The organism is Streptomyces sp., from assembly GCF_036524955.1.
Lineage (GTDB): Bacteria > Actinomycetota > Actinomycetes > Streptomycetales > Streptomycetaceae > Actinacidiphila.
In genome coordinates, this window is sequence record NZ_DATDBG010000065.1 from 1 (window position 1) to 20,709 (window position 20,709).

General features: G+C 74.2%; 15 protein-coding genes. 10 read left to right on the forward strand and 5 right to left on the reverse strand.

The genetic code is table 11. The features are described from left to right. From cobJ to cobC, 4 genes are all read left to right on the forward strand, one after another. Positions 1-1,528 (forward strand): precorrin-3B C(17)-methyltransferase (gene cobJ / locus VIW71_RS05295; protein ID WP_414720667.1); only part of this gene is annotated, 1,528 nt, incomplete at its 5' end. A gap of 62 nt (positions 1,529-1,590) precedes the next feature. Then, on the forward strand, positions 1,591-2,181 hold the full coding sequence (locus VIW71_RS05300; RefSeq protein ID WP_331620785.1) for a precorrin-8X methylmutase: 591 nt from the start codon (positions 1,591-1,593) through the stop codon (positions 2,179-2,181). Next, complete coding sequence (locus VIW71_RS05305) at positions 2,178-3,110, forward strand: sirohydrochlorin chelatase (RefSeq protein ID WP_331620786.1); 933 nt, start codon at positions 2,178-2,180, stop codon at positions 3,108-3,110. The genes VIW71_RS05300 and VIW71_RS05305 overlap by 4 nt, the downstream gene beginning before the upstream one ends. Continuing rightward, positions 3,094-4,158 (forward strand): Rv2231c family pyridoxal phosphate-dependent protein CobC, encoded by a 1,065-nt coding sequence (gene cobC, locus VIW71_RS05310; protein WP_331620787.1) that lies wholly within the window; start codon positions 3,094-3,096, stop codon positions 4,156-4,158. The genes VIW71_RS05305 and cobC overlap by 17 nt, the downstream gene beginning before the upstream one ends. Here the strand turns inward: cobC and VIW71_RS05315 are convergent. Then, positions 4,133-7,243 carry an ABC transporter substrate-binding protein gene (locus VIW71_RS05315; protein ID WP_331620788.1) on the reverse strand — a complete coding sequence of 1,037 codons (3,111 nt, stop codon included), beginning with the start codon at positions 7,241-7,243 and terminating at the stop codon, positions 4,133-4,135. The genes cobC and VIW71_RS05315 overlap by 26 nt on opposite strands. Positions 7,244-7,458: 215 nt before the next feature. After that, positions 7,459-8,547 (reverse strand): amidohydrolase family protein, encoded by a 1,089-nt coding sequence (locus VIW71_RS05320; protein WP_331620789.1) that lies wholly within the window; start codon positions 8,545-8,547, stop codon positions 7,459-7,461. Positions 8,548-9,161: 614 nt separating this feature from the next. On the opposite strand from VIW71_RS05320, the gene VIW71_RS05325 reads away from it, so the two are divergent. The 3 genes from VIW71_RS05325 (at position 9,162) to VIW71_RS05335 (ending at position 12,680) form a co-directional block, all read left to right on the forward strand. Further along, positions 9,162-9,527: a DUF488 domain-containing protein gene (locus tag VIW71_RS05325; RefSeq protein WP_331620790.1), complete on the forward strand. Its 366-nt coding sequence runs from the start codon at positions 9,162-9,164 to the stop codon at positions 9,525-9,527. A gap of 1,202 nt (positions 9,528-10,729) precedes the next feature. Beyond that, entirely contained in the window at positions 10,730-11,377 is a 648-nt protein-coding gene (locus VIW71_RS05330) for an alpha/beta fold hydrolase (protein WP_331620791.1), read from the forward strand. A 94-nt stretch (positions 11,378-11,471) separates the two neighbouring features. Then, the gene (locus VIW71_RS05335) at positions 11,472-12,680 is read left to right on the forward strand and encodes a TerD family protein (protein ID WP_331620792.1); all 1,209 of its coding nucleotides are present in this window, start codon (positions 11,472-11,474) and stop codon (positions 12,678-12,680) included. 206 nt (positions 12,681-12,886) lie between these two features. Here VIW71_RS05335 and VIW71_RS05340 read toward each other — a convergent pair whose 3' ends face one another. Next, complete coding sequence (locus VIW71_RS05340; RefSeq protein ID WP_331620793.1) at positions 12,887-13,462, reverse strand: TetR/AcrR family transcriptional regulator; 576 nt, start codon at positions 13,460-13,462, stop codon at positions 12,887-12,889. 188 nt (positions 13,463-13,650) lie between these two features. On the opposite strand from VIW71_RS05340, the gene VIW71_RS05345 reads away from it, so the two are divergent. Both VIW71_RS05345 and VIW71_RS05350 read left to right on the forward strand, forming a co-directional pair. Continuing rightward, positions 13,651-14,484 (forward strand): zinc-binding dehydrogenase, encoded by an 834-nt coding sequence (locus VIW71_RS05345; RefSeq protein WP_331620794.1) that lies wholly within the window; start codon positions 13,651-13,653, stop codon positions 14,482-14,484. A 344-nt stretch (positions 14,485-14,828) separates the two neighbouring features. Continuing rightward, a complete protein-coding gene (locus tag VIW71_RS05350; RefSeq protein ID WP_331620795.1) occupies positions 14,829-15,473 on the forward strand; it encodes an HNH endonuclease family protein in 645 nt (214 codons plus the stop codon). Between the two features lie 84 nt (positions 15,474-15,557). Here the strand turns inward: VIW71_RS05350 and VIW71_RS05355 are convergent, their stop codons facing one another. Together VIW71_RS05355 and VIW71_RS05360 are read right to left on the reverse strand one after the other, a co-directional pair. Next, positions 15,558-17,018 carry an alkaline phosphatase PhoX gene (locus VIW71_RS05355; protein ID WP_331620796.1) on the reverse strand — a complete coding sequence of 487 codons (1,461 nt, stop codon included), beginning with the start codon at positions 17,016-17,018 and terminating at the stop codon, positions 15,558-15,560. A 399-nt stretch (positions 17,019-17,417) separates the two neighbouring features. Then, entirely contained in the window at positions 17,418-18,983 is a 1,566-nt protein-coding gene (locus VIW71_RS05360; protein WP_331620797.1) for a hypothetical protein, read from the reverse strand. Positions 18,984-19,329: 346 nt separating this feature from the next. Here VIW71_RS05360 and VIW71_RS05365 point away from each other — a divergent pair, with 346 nt between their 5' ends. Then, complete coding sequence (locus tag VIW71_RS05365; protein ID WP_331620798.1) at positions 19,330-20,628, forward strand: hypothetical protein; 1,299 nt, start codon at positions 19,330-19,332, stop codon at positions 20,626-20,628. The last annotated feature ends 81 nt before the right edge of the window (positions 20,629-20,709 follow it).

Consider the following 20,709-nt stretch of genomic DNA (forward strand, 5'->3'; position numbering starts at 1 on the left):
CTCAGCACCCCGTCCGCCCGCCGCGGCCGGGTCGGCACCGCCTAACACCGCCGTCCCGGTCCTGCCGCACGCGGCAGGACCGGGGGAACCGCCTTCCCCCGAGAGTCCCCGGCACGGCGCCCTCCCGCAACCCACCCGGGACAGCGACACCCCCCAGAAGCCCGCACACCCGGCAAGCTCCGGCGAACCGTCTTTCCCCGGCACGCCCCGGCTCCCGGCCTGCGGGAAGCCCCCGTCGGAGGATGCGGTGAGCTGCCAGGGGGCGGCCGCCCGCTCCCCGCTCGTGGAGGATGGCGGCGCCCCCCGATCCGTGGTGGCCCACCGGAACGGTGCCGAAGCGGCCCCCGCCGACGGCGGGACGTATGTCGTGTGGGTGACCGATCGGGTTCGGGCGGAGGAGCCGCGTACCGTCTTCGTGCGACCGCCCAGTCTGGTGGTGGGGGTCGGGGGGAGTCGGGGGGTCACCCCGGAGGAAGTGCTGGGCCTGGTCGAGGGAAGCCTGGCGCGGGCGGGGCTCGCGCTCGGGAGCGTGGCCGCACTCACGACCGTCGAGGCGAAAGCGGACGAAGCCGGGATCGTGGGGACCGCCGCACACCTCGGGGTGCCGCTGCTCACGTTTCCGAGTGCGTCCCTCGCCGAGGTGGACGTGCCGAACCCGTCCGACGCCCCCCTCGCCGCTGTGGGCACGCCGTCCGTGGCCGAGGCGGCTGCCCTCCTCGGGGCACCCGGCGGTGAACTCGTCGTGGAGAAAAGGAAGTCGGCGATGGCCACGGTGGCCGTCGCCCGCAGACGCCCCCGCGGCCGGCTGGCCGTGGTCGGCCTCGGCCCCGGCGCGCGGGACCTCCTCACGCCCCGCGCGGCAGCCGAGTTGCGCCGTGCCTCCGTGATCGTCGGGCTCGACCAGTACGTCGACCAGATCCGCGACCTGCTCCCACCGGGCGCGCGGATTCTGGCGTCCGGGCTCGGCGCGGAGGAGGCGCGGGCCCGTACCGCCGTGGCCGAGGCGCGGGCGGGCCGCGCCGTCGCCCTCGTCGGCAGCGGCGACGCCGGCGTCTACGCGATGGCTTCCCCCGCCCTCGCCGAAGCCGCGGACGACATCGACGTGGTCGGCGTACCCGGTGTGACGGCCGCGCTGGCCGCCGCCGCGCTCCTGGGCGCTCCGCTCGGGCACGACCACGTGTCGATCAGCCTGTCCGACCTGCACACCCCGTGGGAGGTGATCGAACGCCGGGTGCGGGCCGCGGCCGAGTCCGACCTCGTGGTCACCTTCTACAACCCGCGCAGCCGCGGCCGGGACTGGCAGCTCCCCGAGGCGCTGTCGATCCTCGGCGGCCACCGCGCCGCCGCCACCCCGGTCGGCGTCGTCCGCGCCGCCTCCCGCGCGGACGAACACGTCGAGGTCACCACCCTCGGGGCGCTCGACGTGACCACCGTCGACATGGTGACCGTCGTCACGGTCGGCAACACCGCCACCCGCACCGTCGCCGGCCGCATGGTCACCCCCCGCGGCTACCGGTGGCAGTCATGACCGGCGCGCGCACCCCGCACCCGGCCACCGGCAGAGCCGTCCCACCCGGAGGAACCCCCGTCGTGAACCGAACGGTCCACCCCATCGAGCAGGAGTCCTTCCGTATTCTGCGCTCGCGTCTGGACACCTCCGGGCTGCCGCCGCTGCGGCGGGCGGTCGTGGAGCGGGTGATCCACGCCAGCGCGGATCTGGCGTACGCCGACGACCTGGTCGCCGACGAGGCGGAACTGCGGGCCGCGCACCAGGCGCTGCACACCGGTGCGCCGGTGGTCGCGGACGTGGAGATGGTCGCCTCGGGGATCACCGCCAGGCGCGCCGTGTGCCGGCTGGCGGAGGCGGTGGCGTGCGCGGGGCTGACCCGCAGCGCGCACGCGGTCCGGCTGGCGTACGCGGAGGTGGGGCCGGGTGCCGTGTGGGTGATCGGGTGCGCGCCGACCGCGCTGGAGGAGCTGATGGAGCTGGACGCGGCGCCCGCCCTGGTGATCGGGATGCCGGTCGGCTTCGTGGGCGCCGCGGAGAGCAAGGCCCGGCTGCGGGCGTCCGGGCTGCCCGCGGTCAGCAACATCTCGGAGAAAGGCGGCTCCGCGGTGGCCGCCGCCGCCCTCAACGCCCTTCTGTACACCGCGTATCCCGTCAAGGAGAACCACCAGTGAAACCCCCGGCGGCACCCGCCTCCCCCGCTCTGCTCCTCGTCGGGCACGGCACCCGTGACGACGCCGGCGCCGACGCCTTCCGTACCTTCGTCGCCGGGCTCGCCGCCGCCAACCCCGGGCTGCCGGTGGGCGGCGGGTTCATCGAGCTGTCGCCGCCGCCGCTCGCGGACTCCGTGGCGCGGCTGGTGGACGCCGGTGTACGGGACTTCACCGCGGTGCCGCTGGTGCTGGTCTCCGCCGGGCACGCGAAGGGTGACATCCCCGCAGCGCTGGCCCGGGAGGAGCGGCGGCACCCGGGGACGAGCTACGCCTACGGCCGCCCGCTGGGCCCGCACCCGCACCTGCTGACCGTGCTGGAGCGGCGGCTGGACGAGGCCCTGGACGGCGTCGGCCGGGCCGGGACCACCGTGCTGCTGGTGGGCCGCGGGTCCACCGATCCGGACGCCAACGCCGAGGTCCACAAGGTGGCGCGGCTGCTGTGGGAGGGCCGCGGCCTCGCGGGCGTGGAGACCGCGTTCGTGTCGCTGGCCGAGCCGTCCGTGCCGACCGGACTGGAGCGCTGCCGGCGGCTGGGCGCGCGCCGGATCGTCGTCCTGCCGTACTTCCTGTTCACCGGCGTGCTGCCGGACCGGGTACGGGACCAGGCCCGCGGGTGGGCGGCGGACCACGACGGTCTGGACGTGCGGTGCGCGGAGGTGATCGGACCGGAACCGGAGCTCGCCGAGCTGGTCATGGAGCGCTACCGGGAGGCGGTGCAGGGCGATCTGCGGATGAACTGCGACAGTTGCGTGTACCGGGTGAAGCTGCCGGGCTTCGAGGACCGGGTCGGCCTGCCGCAGCAGCCGCACCACCACCCCGGGGACCCGGGGCACGCGCACCACGGCCCCAACGGCCACACCCAGGGGCACCACCATGCGCACACCCACTGACGCCGACCCGTACGACCTGCGCCACCACGGCGACGCCGAGGTCGGCGACGGCCTGATCGACCTGGCCGTGAACGTCCGCACGGGCACGCCCCCGGCGTGGCTCGCCGAGCGGATCGCCGCCTCCCTGGCCGGGCTCGCCGCCTACCCGGACGGCCGCGCCGCCCGCCACGCGGTGGCCGCCCGGCACGGCCGGCCCGACCCCGAGGTGCTGCTGACCGCGGGCGCCGCGGAGGCGTTCGTCCTGCTGGCACGGGCGCTGAACCCCCGTCACGCGGTCGTGGTCCACCCGCAGTTCACCGAGCCGGAGGCCGCGCTGCGGGCGGCCGGGCACGATGTGGAGCGGGTCGTGCTGCGGGAGTCCGACGGGTTCCGCCTGGAGCCGACGGCGGTGCCGCCCACGGCGGACCTGGTCGTGCTCGGCAATCCCACCAATCCGACATCCGTCCTCCATCCGGCGGCCCTGGTACGGACGTTGGCGCGGCCCGGCCGCACCCTGGTGGTGGACGAGGCGTTCATGGACGCGGTACCGGGTGAGACCGAGTCGCTGGCCGCCGACCGGGACACGCCGGGCCTGGTGGTGCTGCGCAGCCTCACCAAGACATGGGGGCTCGCGGGGCTGCGGATCGGGTACGTGCTCGCCGGGCGGGAGCTGATCACCGCGCTGGAGGGCGCGCAGCCGTTGTGGGCGGTGTCCACGCCCGCGCTGGCGGCGGCCCGTGCCTGCGTGGAGCCGGCGGCGCTGGCCGAGGCGGCGGAGGCTGCGCGTACGCTCACCGCGGACCGGGCGTACCTGGTGGAGCGGCTGCGGGAGTTCCGCGGGCTGGAGGTCGCGGGCGACACCCCGGCCGCCCCCTTCCTGCTGCTGAGGCTGCCGGACGCGGCCGGTGTCCGGCTGCGGCTGCGGTCGCTGGGCTACGCGGTCCGCCGCGCCGACACCTTTCCGGGCCTCGGCCCCGGCTGGCTGCGGATCGCCGTCCGTGACCGCCGTACCACCGAAGGTCTCGCGAACGCCCTCGCGACGGCTATGGCAGAACTCCCAGAGCCGTGAGGTCGACGCCGCCGAGCACCTGGTGCTCGTAGGCGTTGGTGAGCCGCGGGCCGCGGTAGACGAGGTTGCGGGTGTGGACGAGCGGGACCATCGTGGACTCGCTCATCACCTTGGCGTCGATGTTCTTCCAGTCCTCCGCGGCCTTGGCCGGATCGGTCTGCGCGTCGGCGTCCTCGACCATGCCGTTGACGACGTCGTCGTCGAGCCCCGCGTAGTTGTTGACGTTGCCGGGCTCGATCAGGGTGCGCAGGAACCCGCCGCCGGTGGGCCAGTCCGCGGCCCAGCCGGTGAGGACCATGCCCCAGCCCTTGCTCTTCAGCTTGGCGGGCGCGAACAGGGTGTCGTAGAAGGCCGCGGTGTCCTGGGTCTCGATCGTCACGGTGATGCCGGCCTCGGCGAGCGAGTCGCTGATCTCCCGCATGGCGTCCCCGAGCCGCCCGGCGTCCTTGCGGCCGGCGAGGGTGACGGCGAAACCGTCCGGCTTCCCGCACGCGGCGAGGTGCTTCTTCGCCTCTTCCGGGTTGGCCTGGCCGGCCCGTGTCCCGTACGGGGTCGCGGCGGGGTCGTGGCCGTCGGAGACCGGCGGCAGCATCGTGGTGGCTACGTCGCCGGCGCCGTACGAGCCGCCGAGCGCCGTCCGCACCGACGCGCGGTCCACCGCGTACTGCACCGCCCGCCGGCATTCGACGTTGTCGAACGGCGCCACGGAGGTCTGCAGGCTCAGGTAGCGGGTGCTGCCGGTGTGAACGAGGTCCGCGTCGGCCTTGAGCGAGGAGTCGCCCAGGATCTTCTGCTCGGTCGCGTCCGACAGCGTGCTGCCGGTCAGGTCCAGGTCGGCGGTGCCGGCCAGCAGGGCGGCCTCCACCTTCTCCTGACTGTCGAGGAACGTCAGCTCGACGGTGTCGGGCAGCGCGGAGTGGACGGCGTCGGTGGCCTGGCTCCAGTGCGGGTTGCGGGTCAGTTCCAGGGAGGTCCCCGGCGTGTACGACGCCACCTTGTACGGGCCGCTGCCGACCGGGTGTTTCTCGAAGTCCTTGCCGCCGCCGGTGTCCGCGGCCCGCGGGACGGGTGCGCCGACCGACAGCGCGAGGAGGTAACGGAAGTCGGCGAAGGGCTTGTTGAGGTGAAAGATGATCGTGGTGTCGTCGGGTGTGTCGACGCTGTACAGGCCCAGCTTGTCCGGGTCGGAGTCCTTGTACGGGCCCGCGTAGTGCTGGCCCTGGTCGAGGAGGTCCACGAACTGCGAGGGGCCGGTGAAGACCGCCCGGTCGAAGGTCCGCTCGATGCCGTACTTGACCTCCTCGGAGGTGATCGGCGTGCCGTCGTCGAAGACCAGACCGGGCTTGAGGTGGAAGGTCCAGATGAGGCCGTCGGAGCTGACCGTGCCGGTGTCGGTGGCGAGGTCGGGGACGAGTTCGCGGCCCCTGATGCCGGGCATGGGTGCGTAGTCCACGAGTTTGCGCAGGTAGAGGCGTTGGATGTTCCACGACGCCTGGTCGTAGGTCGCGGCCGGGTCGAGCAGGTCGGTGACCGAGTACGAGGAGACCAGCCGCAGGGTGCCGCCCTTCTTCGTGGAGGGGCGGACGACTCCGTCGAGGCCGCCGCCGTAGCCGCTGCCCTCCTTGCCGCCGTGCATCTTCAGAGCGGCGTTCTGGACGACCGGGCTGGTCGGGCCGTGGGTGGGCTTGTCGTTGCCGCCCTGGCCGCCGCCGATGGGTGTGAAGGCGAGCGTCACCAGGACGGCGGTGGCCGCGACGGCCAGTCCGGCGCCGGCGGCGATCCACCGGCGGCGGCGCCCCCGCCGGGCGGGCGGCTCCACCGGGCGCACGTTCAGCGGCGGGGGCGTACGCGGCTGGTACGGGGGCGGCAGCGGGACCTGACGGGCGGGCGAGTAGGCGGGGTGCTCGGGCTGGGCGGGCGCTCCGGGGGTGGCGGGCTGAGCGGGCGCTCCGGGGGTGACGGGCGGCGGGGTGGCTTCCCGTACGGCGCCGGGCGGTGCCGCGGGGACGGGCCCCGCTGCGGCTGCGGGAGAAGGTGACGGCGAGGCGGGCAGCGCGGGCAGCTTGGCGCCGACACCGTAGGTGAACCGGGGGTCGGCGGGCTGCTGTCCGCCGAGAGCGGCGTCCGGACCGCCGCTCGGACCGGAGGCCGAGCCCGGGTCGGAGCCGCCGCCGGAGTCCCGTACGTCGCCCGGCGCCGCGTCCCGCAGGGGCAGCCCTTCGGCGGCCGGTCCGCTCAGGGTGCTCGCGCTGGCCGCGACCAGCCAGGTCCGCAGGCGGTCGCGGTACGCGGCGGCGTCGGCCGGCCGGTCCGCGGGGTCCTTGGCCAGTGCCGCCAGTACCAGGGCGTCCAGCTCACCGGGGACCCGCGGGTTGCGGGAGGAGGGGGCCGGGGGCGGGCTGTGGACGTGCCAGTACATCAGGCTGAGCGGGTTGCCGTCGGTGAACGGCGGTCGGCCGGTGAGCAGTTCCACCAGCACGCAGCCGACCGCGTACACGTCGCTGCGCGCGTCCACGTCGGCGCCGTTGGCCTGCTCCGGCGACATGTAGCTGGGCGTACCGATCGCGGAACCGGTGGTGGTGAGCCGGGCGTCGGTGTGCAGGACGCGGGCGATACCGAAGTCGGCGACCTTGACGGCACCTTCGGTGGTGATCATCACGTTGGCGGGCTTCACGTCGCGGTGGACGGTGCCGCGGCTGTGCGCGTGGGCCAGCGCGTCCAGGATGTCGCAGGCGATGCGGACCGCCCGTTCGGGCGCCAACGGGGCCTGTTCGCGGACCAGTTGGGCCAAGGTGGCGCCCGCCACGTACTCCATCACGAGGTACGGCAGCACGCTGTCGCCGTCGCGCACCTCGTCCTGGTCGTGGACGGTGACGATACCGGGGTGGTTCAGCGCGCCGGCGGCCTGCGCCTCGCGGGCGAACCGGAGGCGGGCGGCGGGGTCACCGGCCAGTTCGGGCAGCAGGGTCTTGACGGCGACGGTACGGCCCATCCGCGTGTCGCGAGCCCGTTGCACCCGGGCCATCCCCCCGGAGCCGAGCAGCTCCGCGAGTTCGTAACGACCCGCGAACAGCCCTTCAGCCATGCCCGCCCGTCCTTGTGCCCCAGCGCATGCCCATCCGTGTTCCCCCCAGCGCTGAGCTGAGATCGACGCACGTCAGCCCTTGTGAACCGTAGCCGGTCGCCGCGCGTGGGGAACAGCCTACGGGGCGTGGGCCCGCGCCGATGCCGCCGAGGGGGCGGTCGTTACACCGTTGTGGCATCAGGGGCCGGACCGGCGGGCGACGGGGGCCGAGCGGGTCAGCCGACCACCGCGCCGCGCAGCACGATCCGGCGCGGCGCGGCCAGGACCCGTACATCCTGCCGGGGGTCGGTGTCGTACACGACGAAGTCGGCGGGCGCGCCCTCGGACAGGCCCTCGCGTCCGAGCCAGGCGCGGGCGCCCCAGGTGGCGGCGGACAGCGCGGCCTCGGCGGGCAGCCCGGCCCGTACCAGTTCCTCGACCTCCGCGGCGATCAGGCCGTGCGCGAGTCCGCCGCCCGCGTCCGTGCCGGCGTAGACCGCGATCCCGGCGTCGTACGCGTCGCGCACGGTGGCGTAGCGGCGGGCGTGCAGCCGCCGCAGATGGTCGGCCCAGCGCGGGAACTTGGCCTGGCCGCCGTCGGCGAGGCGGGGGAAGGTGGCGATGTTGACCAGGGTGGGCACGATGGCGACGCCGTGGTCGGCGAAGAGCGGGACGGTGTCGGCGGTCAGGCCGGTGGCGTGCTCGACGCAGTCGATTCCGGCGGCCACCAGGTCGGCGAGGGAGTCCTCGGCGAAGCAGTGCGCGGTGACCCGGGCACCCTCCGCGTGCGCGACGGCGATCGCCTCGGCGAGGGCGTCCTTCGGCCAGCAGGCGGCCAGGTCGCCGGCCTCCCGGTCGATCCAGTCACCGACCAGTTTCACCCATCCGTCACCGCGGCGCGCCTCCCGGCGAACGTACGCGGTCAGGTCGCCGGGTTCGATCTCGTGGGCGTAGTTGCGGATGTAGCGGCGGGTGCGGGCGATGTGCCGGCCGGCCCGGATGATCTTCGGCAGGTCGTCGCGGTCGTCGATCCAGCGGGTGTCACTGGGCGAGCCGGCGTCCCGTACCAGCAGGGCGCCGGCCTCCCGGTCGGTCACCGCCTGCTTCTCCGCGGTGTCCCGGTCCACCGCGCCGTGCGCGTCCAGCCCGATGTGGCAGTGCGCGTCCACCAGGCCGGGCAGCACCCAGCCGCCCACCGTCCCGGTCGCCTCGGCGGCGGGCCGCTCGAACGTGATACGGCCTGCGACGACCCACAACTCGTCGGCCACGTCCTGCGGGCCGACCAGCACCCGGCCCTTGATGTGCAGCACCTCGCGTTCACCCATGCGCCGAACTTAGCGCGGCTCCCGGGCGCGGGTGTACGGCACGCACGTGCGCGGAACGGGGCGGGTCACGGGTGGACGCCCGCCCGTCATCCGCCGTGCGGCAGATGGACGTGGTCTACGGCAGGGGCACCCCTCGGTGCGGGCCGGGCGGCCCGTGGGCGCCGGGGCGTGTGCGGACGCTCGCGGGACTGCTGATCCCGGTGGCGGTCGGTACGGTCACCCCCGCGGCGGTCGGAACGTCCCGCTCGGCCCGGGCGGGCGGCCCGGCGTGACCACCGCCGGCCGACGGCGGCCCCGGAGGCGGTCAGGCCGACCGCGCCGGCCCGGCGGCGGGTGTCCTCAACACGGTCGCCGGATCGCGGGCGGGTCGGGCATCGCGCTCTTCGGCGCACCCGCCGCCGACCACGCGCTCTCCGTGCGCGGCGAGTGGCAGGCTCGCCCGCATGGCGCGCGTGAAGGGCGAGCCTGTGCTCGCCGCGGGACCGCTGGTCGTACCGCGCGGCGGAGTGCTCGGACTGCCTTACCTCCTTGGACGGGTGGCGCGTGCGGAGGCATGACCGGGTCCGGCGTCGCAAGCTGAGGGGGTACGGCTGTCCACGCCGAGGAGGTCCGCCATGGCGCCGTCCCCCGCCGGGTTCCGGGTGCGCCGCGTCTACGATCCGCCGGAGCCGGCGGACGGGGTACGGGTGCTGGCGGACCGGCTCTGGCCGCGCGGCCTGTCCAAGGAACGCGCCGCGATCGACGAATGGCCCAAGGAGCTCACTCCCACAGGCGAGTTGCGGGCCTTCCACCACGCTCACCCGGAGCGGCAGGCGGAGTTCGAGCAGCGCTACCAGGCGGAGCTGAGCGCGCCGGAGCACGCGGACGCCGTGCGGCGCCTGCGCGAACTGGCCGCCGCCGGGCCGGTCACGCTGCTCACCGCCGTGAAGGACCCGGACCGCAGCCACGTACGCGTTCTCCTCGCCCGCCTCGAAGGCTGACCTTCCCGTTTCCGGCGTGCCCCCGCCCCCTGCCGACCGCACTCCGGTACCGGGTGCGGGCCTGGCGTGCCCCTCCCCGCCACGGCGCCGCACTTCGGTCGCCGGGTGCGGGAGGACTGCCCGCGAGGCAACGTCGTGGGCCGTCGTTCCGCTCGGCTGAACGGGGGGGGCACAACGCGGGCCCGCCCGGCAGCGGGAGTGCGGTGCCGCAGCGGGGAGGGGCGCCCCGGGAACGGGTTACGCGGTGACGCCCCGCGAGCCGGTGCTCAAGGACCCACCGTTCGACGCGCGGGACCGGCTCCCGCCGGCGACTCCACCGCGGCCGTGGGCGGGCTTACGCGGGTGGGGCCGGACGGCTGCTCGGCGTATGTGCGCAGGGACGGCTCACGTGATCGGATCCGGCCCCGAACCGCTGGGAAATCCGGCCCGGCTGCCCGGGGCCGGCCTACGTACGCGCGCGCCCGGAGCATTCACCCGCCACTCGCAACCCGCAACAACCCGCAGCGCGGGCGCGGTCGGCGGCGGAGCGGTGGCCCGGCCCCAGCAGGGGGGGGGAGGCTGCCGACCGGGCGGCACCCGATCCACCCGTCCGAGCGACCGATTGCGACCGGTTGTGACCACCGGACCGGACCGGGGATGTAGCCTGCCGGAAACATTCGCGTTACCAAAGGCGATGTCCCGCGTTCGGTGGTGACATGGGCGCGCCCGACTCGCCCGGACCCTCCGACCGGAACGCCCCGGGGCGCGGCGGTACCCCCATGATCGCCGCGCCCCGGTTTCCCCGGGGAGGGTCCTCCGGAGGGATCTCCGAGAGCCGCCGCGAGGCAGGCATCCGGGACCGGCTCAGTGCGATGACGGCGCCGTCCGATCGCACTGGGTGCCATGGCGTGGGCGACGCGCGCCTACCACCACCCCCGGCGGAACCCTGAAGTGCACGTGGTGTTTCGAGCCGGGCCGGCCACGGTCGGCCGTCTGCCCCTACCCGTCGAGAGCCGCCGGGTCGGCCACGGGCGGCGGCCGGCGCGGGGACGGATGGAAGGCACGACCGGGACGGGACGGCGGGTGCCGGGCGGCCGCGCCGAGAGGGCGAGAATGGGCGGGAGCGGGGTGGGCCCGCGGGAGAGGGGCGTGGGGTGGAGCGGCGGCTCTTGGTGCGGCGGTTTCCGGGGGAGTCGGAAGGGGCACCGCGGGGTGGTGTGCTGGTGTTGCACGGGGGGCGCGAGCACGGGTTGCGCAAGCCGTCGTGGGTGAACGGCCCGGCGTGGCGGATGCTGCCCTTCGTACGGGCGCTGGCGCGGGCGACCGCGGGCGCCCGGATCGTCGTGGCCGAGGGGCGGTACCGGCACCAGGGATGGAACGGGGAACGCGCGGACGCGGCGCGGGACGCGGCCGAGGCGGTGGCGGAGCTGTCCCGGCGCACCGGAGGGGCGCCCCTGGTGATCGTGGGGCACTCCATGGGCGCGCGGGCCGCGCTCCGGGCGGCCGCGGACCCGGGCGTGACCGGGGTCGTCGCGCTCGCGCCGTGGTGCCCGCCGGGCGAGCCCGTGGACCACCTGGCCGGCACCCGGCTGGTCTTCGCGCACGGCACGGCCGACCGGATCACGTCACCCGAGGAGTCGCTGCGGATGGCCGGGCGGGCCCGCGCGGCGGGCGCCGAGGCCTGCCGGTACGTCCTGCCCGGCGGTGATCACGCCATGCTCCGGGGCGCCGCGCTGTGGCACGCCCTGACCGTCCGGGCGGCCTGCGGGCTTCTCGGCCTGGCGCCGCTGGCGCCCGCGGCCACCACGGCGTTCGCGCTGCCCGCCGGTTCCCCGGAGGGCCTCGCGCTGAGCGCGACGGCGGGCGCGTAGGCCCCGTGACAATCGCCCTGCGCGAAGCCGTACCGCTTCCGCGCGGGCAATGGAACCGCAAAGGCGGGTCGGTCGTTACGGGGGCATGACCGCAATGACGCCTGGCTCGAATGTGCCGCTTCCCGTACCCCGGGTGACGGTGGAAGTCGCCGCTCCCGTGCGGCTGGACGTCTCGGGCCTGCTCCTCGCCGCCGACGGCAAGGTGCGCTCGGACGACGACTTCGTCTTCTACAACCAGCCGCAGGGCCCCGGGGTGACCCACCGCTCGGGCGGTGGCTCGGCCCCGGACTCCATCGCGGTGGACACCGCCGCCGTGCCGGCCGGGGTCGAGAAGATCGTGGTGACCGCGAGCATCGACGGCGGCGGCGCCTTCGCGGGTACGACACCGACGGCCACTGTGCGCGGCGCCGACGACGGCTCGGTGATCGCCACCTTCACGCCGGCCGGGCTCGGCCCGGAGACCGCCCTGGTGGTCGTCGAGGTCTACCGGCGCGGCGGCGCCTGGAAGGTCCGCGCGATCGGGCAGGGGTACGCGAACGGGCTGGCGGGCATCGCCACCGACTTCGGGGTGAACGTGGACGAGCCCGCCGCGGCCCCCGCACAGCCCATGACCCCGCCGCCGGCCCCCTCGTACACCGCGCCGCCGTCCGGCCCGGCCGCCACCCACCTTCCGCCGCCGCCCCCCGCTGCACCGCCCGTACCGCCGGCCCCGGCCGCCGCTCCCGGCCGGATCAACCTCGACAAGGGCCGCGTCAACCTCCGCAAGAACGAGACCGTCTCCCTGGTCAAGGGAGGTAAGCCGCTGCTGGCCTCGGTCCGGATGGGCCTGGGCTGGGAGCCCGCGTACGGCGGCCGGGCCATCGACCTGGACGCCTCGGTCATCGCCTACGGCCCGCAGCGCAACCACCTCGCGACCTGCTACTTCGGCAAACTGCAGATCCTGGGCGGCTCCATCCAGCACTCCGGTGACAACCTCACCGGGCAGGGCGCGGGCGACGACGAGGCGATCACCGTGCATCTGGGCGGGCTGCCGCCGGAGGTCACCGGGCTGGTCTTCACCGTCAACTCCTACTCCGGGCAGAAGTTCAACAAGGTCGCGAAGGCGTACTGCCGGCTGCTGGACGCGGCGAGCGGCGAGGAACTGGTCCGCTTCGACCTCACCGGCAGCGAGGCCCGCACGGGGGTGCTGATGGCCAAGATGATCAAGAATTTCTCCGGTGAGTGGGAGATGACCGCGCTCGGCCAGTTCGTGGACTCGCGCACCGTGAAGGGCATGCAGAAGCCGGGCGCCGCCGCGCTCTGACCCGTACGGCACGAGCCCGGCCACGCGGGGTCCCGACCGCCCAAGGCCCCCTCACGCGAGGCCCGATCCCCGGAACGGAAGAACACGCCGGGATCGGGCCTTCGTCGTGCCACGGCCGGTCATGCCGCCGCGGCCTCACACCCCGCCACCGCGCCGGGCGTGCCGGGGGCCTTCGAGGATCGATCGACAGGTGGACACCCCGACGATCAGTCACGGCGGAGCAGCGTCATGGCCATCTGCTGGATGGAACGGGTGAAGCGGCGGGGGTCGTCAGGCGGTGTCATGTGGCGGATCAGGTCGCCCTCGAAGACGGCGAGTACGGCGTGGGCCAGGAAGTCGGCGTCAAGATCGGGACGTCCGTCGGCGAACAGGGTGCTGAGATGGCGGTGCCAGAACTGGTAACTGGGATCGCCGTACTTGCCGTCAGCGCAGGCTTGCTCGTGCGCGGACAGCAGGGCGGCGTTGCCTTCGGCGATCGCGCCGAGTCCTTCGAGGAAGGCGAGCAGTCGCTCCGGAGCGGGCGCTCCGGGCCCCAAAGGCGGGGGTCCGTTCCTGACCGCATCGCGCAGCTGCCGGGACCTCTCCTCCAGTAGCGCCTCCAGCAGTCCGGCGCGGCTGCCGAAGCGCCGGAACACGGTGCCTTTCCCGACCCCGGCAAGCGCGGCAACGCGATCGAGTGACACATGGTCCCCGCCGCCCTCGGCCAAGAGCTGCTCAGCTGCGCGTAGTACCGCGCGACGGTTACGGACCGCGTCGGCGCGTTCGGCGCGCTGTTCGGGCATCGGCACCTCCCAGCTAGACGGACTGTCAGTCCGCATAATACCGTGCACCATCCGGACCGTCAGTCCGGATGGTGCACGTCTACAGAGGAGGCTTGATGGACATGCGCGCGCTCGTCGTTGATCCCGACGCTCCCGGATCCTTGCGTCTTGGGACGGCCGCAGAACCCCGGCCGGCACCGCATCAGCTGGTGCTCGATGTCCGGCACATCTCGCTCAACCGCGGCGAGGTAGCGTTCGCCGGGCGACGTCCGACCGGGACCGTTCACGGCTACGACGCCGCCGGTGTCGTCGTACGTGCCGCGGCGGACGGCACCGGACCGTCCGCCGGAGCCAGAGTCGCGGCGTTCGGCGCCGGCGCGTGGGCCCAGCGGATGGCTGTCGACACCACCGCGGTGGCCGAAGTTCCCGCCCAGGTCGACCTCGCCGACGCCGCCGCGCTGCCCATGGCCGGTATCACCGCGCTGCGCACACTACGCTCCCGCTCCGTCCTGGGCCGACGGGTACTGATCACCGGCGCGGCCGGCGGCGTTGGCCGTTACGCTGTCCAGCTGGCGGCCCTGAGCGGCGCCCATGTGATCGCCTCGGTGGGATCGCCGGCGCGCGCCGACGGCTTGACCCAGCTGGGCGCCCACGAGGTGGTGGTCGGCCTGGAGGGCATCGACCGGCCGGTGGACCTCATCCTTGACAACGTCGGCGGCCCACAGCTGGCCGCGGCCTGGGAACTCCTCGCGCCGGGCGGGAGTGTGCAGAACATCGGCTGGGCTTCCGGCGAACCGGCGGTGTTCGCGCCGTACTCACTGTTCTCCATCGGGCCGTCCAAGACGATGAGCACGTTCGGCGACATCCATGAGGTCGGCCCGGACCTGGCAACCCTGCTGGGGTTCGTGGCAGCGGGGAGGTTTTCTCCAGAGGTCGACTGGCGCGGTTCCTGGGAGCGCGTCGCCGAGGCCGCCCAAGCGCTGCTGGACCGGCGCATCGCGGGCAAGGTGGTCCTGGACGTAGGGCCAGCGGCGGCCGGCTGACGACCACAGCCAGGCGGCGTGCCAAAGGGGGCATGCCGCCCGGCTGTTCCGATTCGAGGGTCGGCACGTCCCGGTTCCCGGTTACGGCTGCCCGTCGTCCGGCTCGTTGTCGGTGTGCGGATCGCACCACCTGCTCCGTGCCACGACCCCACGCCCTGCCACCGACCGACGCGCGACCCCCGGGCCTTCCGCGGACCCCCGGCAGCACCTCCGCACCATTCCCGAACATGTCATGGTCACCTAAAATTAACCGCTGACCATCTACCCGCATAGACATCCGCCCGAGACCCTGGTCGAGCACAGCCCGTACGGCACCACCCTCTAGCCATCGGGAGCGCTCACTCATGCCCAGAAACCGTCTCGTCCACGGCATTTCCCTTGCCACCGGATCCGTCCTGCTGGCGGCGACAGCCCTCGTGGCGGCCGGCGGCACCGCGCAGGCCGCACTGCCCACCCCCATCGCCGCCTCCACGGCCCGCAGTTACCTGTCGGGCATGAGCGCGACCTCGGAGACGCACGCCTCCACCTACGACCGCAACCTCTTCCCGACCTGGATCACCATCTCGGGCACCTGCAACACCCGCGAGTACATTCTCAAGCGGGACGGCAGCAACGTGACGACGGACAGCGCCTGCCAGGCCACGTCCGGCAGTTGGAGCAGCGCGTACGACGGGGTGACCACCACCGCCCCGTCCACATTCGACATCGACCACGTGGTGCCGCTGGCCGAGGCGTGGGCGTCGGGCGCCTGGGCGTGGTCGACATCGGCGCGCCAGGGCTTCGCCAACGACGTGACCCGGCCGCAGCTCATCGCCGTGTCGGCGTCCTCCAACCGGTCCAAGGGCGACAGCGACCCGGCCGAGTGGCTGCCGCGCGCCTCGTTCCAGTGCACCTACGCCCGCGCGTGGGTGCAGGTGAAGCACTATTACGGACTGACCGTGGACAGTGCGGAGAAGTCGGCGCTGAGCGGGATACTCAGCGGCTGCTGAGCATGTGAAGAAACGTTACGGCCGTCCCGGGGACCTCCTTCCGGGACGGCCGTGAAAGATGTCCAGGTCAGCCGTGGACGATGCTCAGGCGTTCTTGTGCTGGCGGCGCCACGGTCCGGTGATGGCGAGCATGATGCCCGGGGTCTGGATGTTGGCGAACAGCGTCTCGCCGTCGGGCGAGAAGGTCACGCCGGTGAACTCGCTGTACTCCGGGGCCTCTTCGGTGCCGATGTCCAGCTCGTTGCGGGCCAGCGGGTAGGTGCGGCCGTCGTCCACGGCGCCGAACAGGTGCTGGACGCCGTTGCCGTCCTCGGCGATGATCAGGCCGCCGTACGGCGAGACGGTGATGTTGTCCGGGCCGTCGAAGGCGCCGTCCTCGTCCGGCGCGGCGTTGACGCCGAGCAGCACCTTCAGGGTCAGGGTGCGGCGCGCGGGGCTGTAGAACCAGACCGCGCCGTCGTGCGGCACCGGGCTCTCGTCACGGGCGAAGGACGACACGATGTACGCGCCGCCGTCACCCCACCACATGCCCTCAAGCTTGCGGGCGCGGGTGATCTCGCCGACCGCGAACTGCTTGCGGACCGAGGTGGTCTTCGCGTCCCGGTCCGGCACGTCCACCCAGTCCACCCCGTAGACCGTGCCGATGCGGGTGGCGCGGGACAGGTCGTCCACGAACTGGCCGGCCGAGTCGAAGCAGCGGAAGGCCTGGAGCACGCCCGCGGTGTCGTCCAGCGTGGCGAGCCGGCCGCGGCCGTGCCGGAAGCCCTGGGGAGGGGTCCAGCGGTAGAGCAGCCCGTTGGGGTTGGACGCGTCCTCGGTGAGGTAGAGGTGGCCGCGCTTGGGGTCGACGACGACGGCCTCGTGCGCGTACCGGCCGAGCGCCTTGATCGGGCGCGGGTCCCGGTTGGCGCGGCGGTCGTGCGGGTCGACCTCGAAGACATAGCCGTGGTCCTTGGTCATACCGTTGACGCCGGCCCGGTCCTCGGTCTCCTCGCAGGTCAGCCAGGTGTCCCACGGGGTGGCGCCGCCGGCGCAGTTGGTGGAGGTACCCGCGATGCCGACCCACTCGGCGATGGGGGCGCGGCCGTCGTGCCAGTGCCGCGGCACCTCCACGACCGTGCAACCGCCGGACGCGGCGGGGTCGTACACCAGGCCCTCGGCGAGCGGCACGGGCGCCGCCCACTTCGACCGCGGGCCGCCCAGCTCGTGGTTGTTGACCAGCAGGACCGAGCCGCGCTCGCCCTTGAAGGTGGCGGTGCCGTCGTGGTTGGACGGCGTGCTCTCCCCCGACTCCAGCGTCGTCTCACCGGTCCGGGTCACCACCCGGTACGTGAACCCGGCCGGCAGCGCGAGCAGCCCGGCGGGGTCCTCGATCAGCGGCCCGTACCCGAGCTCCGGCCGCACCCGCGACCCGTCCTCCTCCGGCGCCGCGCTCCCGGCGAGCGCCCCGGGCGCGGTGGCCAACACGTCCACCGCCCCGACCAGGGCCACTCCCGCACCGGCGATCGCGGAACGTTGTACGAAGTCTCTGCGGCTGAGCGGCACGGTGGGGCTCCTTCTGTACGTGCGGCGTACGTGCGTTCGCGTGCGTGCCTTCGTCATGCACGCGGCGGCCACGCTCCTGCCCTCCGGCCAACGGCCGGTGAACACGACCTGGCACCGAGGGAGACGCTCCACCAGCAGCCCAAGAATTCGCCAACCGCCCACCGGACAACCCCCACAGCCGCGAGCAGCACCCCACTCCGCGGAGACACCCACCACTCACCACCTGCAGACAGGAGGAACCGGCACGGGAGGAACGGGGAACGCGACGAACCGGGAACCCAACAGACCAGGAGCCCAAGGGACCCGAGCCCGGAGACCGGGACTGACGGGGCGGGGCCCGGAGGTCCGGGACCGGAGAACCGGACCCCGGCGTCACCCACCGGTCACCCATCCACCCGCTCAGCCGCCCGCACCACCTTCCCGCGACCGCGCCTTGAACGCCGCCTTGCGCGCTTCCTTCGCGGCCTTGCGGTCCGGGTGAAGCCGCCCCATCGCGTCGAGCACGTCCGCCGTCGCGGGGTGCCCCACACGCCACGCCGCCTCGAAGAACCCGTCGTGCCGAGCCACGAGGTCACGGATGAGCTCGGCCAGCAGTTCCGGGTCGTCATCCGCGTCGAGTTGCGCGGCAAGCGTGTCGATGGTCAGCCAGAAGACCATCGCGGCGTCCGGCGCGGGCACGTCCGAGGCGCCCCGCTCGGTGAGCCAGACCCGGGCGAGACCACCGAGTTCTCGGTCGTCCAGCACCTCGCGGAGCGCCGGCTCCGCCTCCACGCCGAGCAGCGTGAGCGTCTGCTGGCAGATGAGGCGGCGGCGCGGCGCCGCCTGGTCGTCACCGCGGCTCGCGGCCAGCAGCTCACGCGCGGCCTCGGCCGGCTTGCGGTCGGCCAGCCACAGCTCCGCCTCCGCGCGGGCGGAATGGTCCGGATACTCGGTGAGCGCGTTCAGCAACTCCGCGGCCGGCCCGGCGGCCAGATCACCGAGCACGGGCGCGTGCGCCCCCGCGTCGCTGAGGCGTTCCCGCAGGCCGTGCAGGCCGAGCGGGGTGAGCCGGACCATGCCGTAGCGGGAGATCTCCTCCAGGTCGAGGTCGTCCGCGGTCGGCCCGAGGTGGTCGGGCCCGCCGTCCTCGCCCTCCGCCTCCTCGATCAGTGCCTCGTCCACCGGCTGGTAGTCCAGCAGGCCGGTCGGCGCGAGCAGCCGGAAGTGGTCGTCGAGCCGCAGCATCACCTCGGTGACCTCTTCGAGCACGGCGTCGCTCGGCTGCTCCATCTCGTCCGGTACGACGAGTGAGGCGGCCAGTACGGGCAGCGGTACGGCGCCGCCGCCGGTCACGGGCGCGGCGCCCGAACCCGGCCCCAACCCCGATCCCGGCCCTGAACCCGACCACGTCCCCTCGTCCATCGCCATCAGCGCGTACAGATTGGCCAGCGCCGTGTCCAGGAACTCCGCCTCCTCGTCCGGGTCCCAGTCCAGGTCGTCCAGGAGCATCCGGTCGCCGTCGTCCGTCATGTGCCGCAGGCTCTCGACGTCCGGGGCGGCGGCCTCGGCGAGTACGCACTCGGCGGCGGCCAGCCAGACGTCCAGGATCTCCCGCGGGTCGCCCGCGGTGATCCGGGCGTACGCCTCACCGGGCACCGCCCGGCCCGCCGCCTCGCCGTCCGGGGTGAACTCCTCTGCCTGCTCCTCGATCTCCAGCGCGAGCAGGCCGGTGTCCACGGCCACGTCCCACGCCTGCGCGGTCTCCGCGAGCCCGGCCTCGTCGTCCTCGGCCAGCCCCAGTTCGGCGGCGGCCAGCTGCAGGTCCGCGTCCGACAGCTCCCCCATCGCGTCCACCTGCCGGTGCGGCGCGGCCCACCGGGTCAGCCGCAGCGCACGGTCGAGCAACGGCACGGCCAGGGCCAGCCGCGCCAGATCGTCCGCGGGAAGCAGCCGCACGGGCGGCAGGACGAGGGGACTAGCGGACATCGGAAGGGCTCCCATTCGGAGGTGCAGGGTCAGAAGGTGAAGGTGTGACCTGTGAGGTGCAGCAGGTACGGCCGGGGCACGGCCGCGTCGCCGACCGCACGGGCGCCGCGTCATCAGCGTATTGCCTGCGCGGGGCGTCCCGTCCCGTACGGGGGTGCGGGTGAGCGGGCCGACCCGAGCACCCGCGTCCTCGTACGCATCCCTGCCCACGGATTGCCGCGCTGAACGGGCGGCCGGGAACGGGCGGCCGAGAACCGGTCGCCGGGAACGGGCCGCCGGGCGCATCGACCGACCCCGGACGCGGAAGGCGTTGCGCCGCTCCGCGGCGGCCCGCGAGGGTGGGGGCGTGAGTGGATCAGCGGAGGACGCGGCGCGGTTGACCGATGAGTTCCTGGCGGCGGTCGGGGTGCGGCAGACCATGGCCGTACTGCTGCCGGTGCGGCTGGCCGCGGATCCGCCGTGGGCGGTGGGCCCGTTGCCGTTCGAGCTGGACGGGAGGGCGTCCGACGCGGCCTCGCGGCGGCGGCTGTTCACGCCGGCGGCGGCCAGGGCGCTGTACGAGCGGCGGTGGCACCGGCGGACGGCGGTGGCCGAGGGGGCGCTGCGGCTGGACGGCATGGAGTTGCTGCGGACACCGACGGCACGGTCGGCGGACCAGGCGCTGGCCGTGCTGCACTTCACCGTGCGGGACACGCCGCTGCTGCCGGTGTTGCGGGCGCTCAGCGGGCGCCGGCACGCGCCGGACCCCGATCCGCTCAGGGGCCCGTTCGCGCCGGGGACACTGCTCGCGGGGGTCGCGGACACCGGCGCGCCCGCCTCGCCGTTCGCGCTGGCACGCCCGTACACCGTGGTCTTCCTGACGCCCGGCGCGGGGCTCGGCGCGGCGCTGCGGGACCCGTCGACCGGGGAACTCCCGCTGTCGGCCGACCTGTTGCTCAGGTCGCTGGCCTCGCGCGCCGCGCCCTCGGACATTCCGCTGCCGCCCGAGCACGCCCCGGGACTGCGCACCCAGGCGAACCGGATATCCGCCGACTGGAGTGCCCTCGTGCTGCGCCAGGGCGCCGCCTTCCTCGGCCACCGCCCCGACACCGGCAGCGGCGACTTCTACGACTACGCGGCGCTCAACGCCCGCGGCGCCTACCTCGACGCCCTCCTGCTGGGCACCGCGCAGCGCGACCGTATCGACGAACTCACCGACGACCTCTCGGCGGTCTTCGAGGGCCCCGGCCTGGCCCGCCGCGTCGCCGCCCTCGAACAGCGCATCGCCGTCTTCCGCAGTACCTACTGGCGGCAGCACCTCAACGCGCACGGCCCGGCCAACGACCTGCTGCTCGCCTTCCAGGCCCGCTACCGGCTCCCCGACCGCTTCACCCAGATCCTGGCGGAGGCCGCCGACCACGCCCGTCTCGTGCAGACCCAGGAAAGCCAGCAGATCGCCGGCGCGCTCGGCGTCCTCACCGTCCTCGGCCTGCCCCTGTCCACGGCCCTGGGCATTCTCCAGGTCCTCGGCGACTCCCGCCCCTCCCACCTGCTGCTCGCCCTCGCCGCGGCCCTGGCCGCCACGGGCGCGGCCCTCACCACGCGTTACGGCCGTCTGGTCCTCTCCTCCTTACGCGGCGGGGTGCACCGCAGGAGGCGGGGTTAGGGCCTGTCCGACGCAGCCCGCCTCCCCCCGGCGCCCGGCAGGCACGCTCGCCGCGCGGTCGGGACCGTCCTGGCAGGCCCA

Coding starts and splice junctions, on each gene's coding strand:
- VIW71_RS05335 (WP_331620792.1), top strand. CDS start 11,472: ATGACGCCTGGCTCGAATGTGCCGCTTCCCGTACCCCGGGTGACGGTG.
- VIW71_RS05350 (WP_331620795.1), top strand. CDS start 14,829: ATGCCCAGAAACCGTCTCGTCCACGGCATTTCCCTTGCCACCGGATCC.
- VIW71_RS05340 (WP_331620793.1), bottom strand. CDS start 13,462: ATGCCCGAACAGCGCGCCGAACGCGCCGACGCGGTCCGTAACCGTCGC.
- VIW71_RS05360 (WP_331620797.1), bottom strand. CDS start 18,983: ATGTCCGCTAGTCCCCTCGTCCTGCCGCCCGTGCGGCTGCTTCCCGCG.
- VIW71_RS05315 (WP_331620788.1), bottom strand. CDS start 7,243: ATGGCTGAAGGGCTGTTCGCGGGTCGTTACGAACTCGCGGAGCTGCTC.
- VIW71_RS05325 (WP_331620790.1), top strand. CDS start 9,162: ATGGCGCCGTCCCCCGCCGGGTTCCGGGTGCGCCGCGTCTACGATCCG.
- VIW71_RS05320 (WP_331620789.1), bottom strand. CDS start 8,547: ATGGGTGAACGCGAGGTGCTGCACATCAAGGGCCGGGTGCTGGTCGGC.
- cobC (WP_331620787.1), top strand. CDS start 3,094: ATGCGCACACCCACTGACGCCGACCCGTACGACCTGCGCCACCACGGC.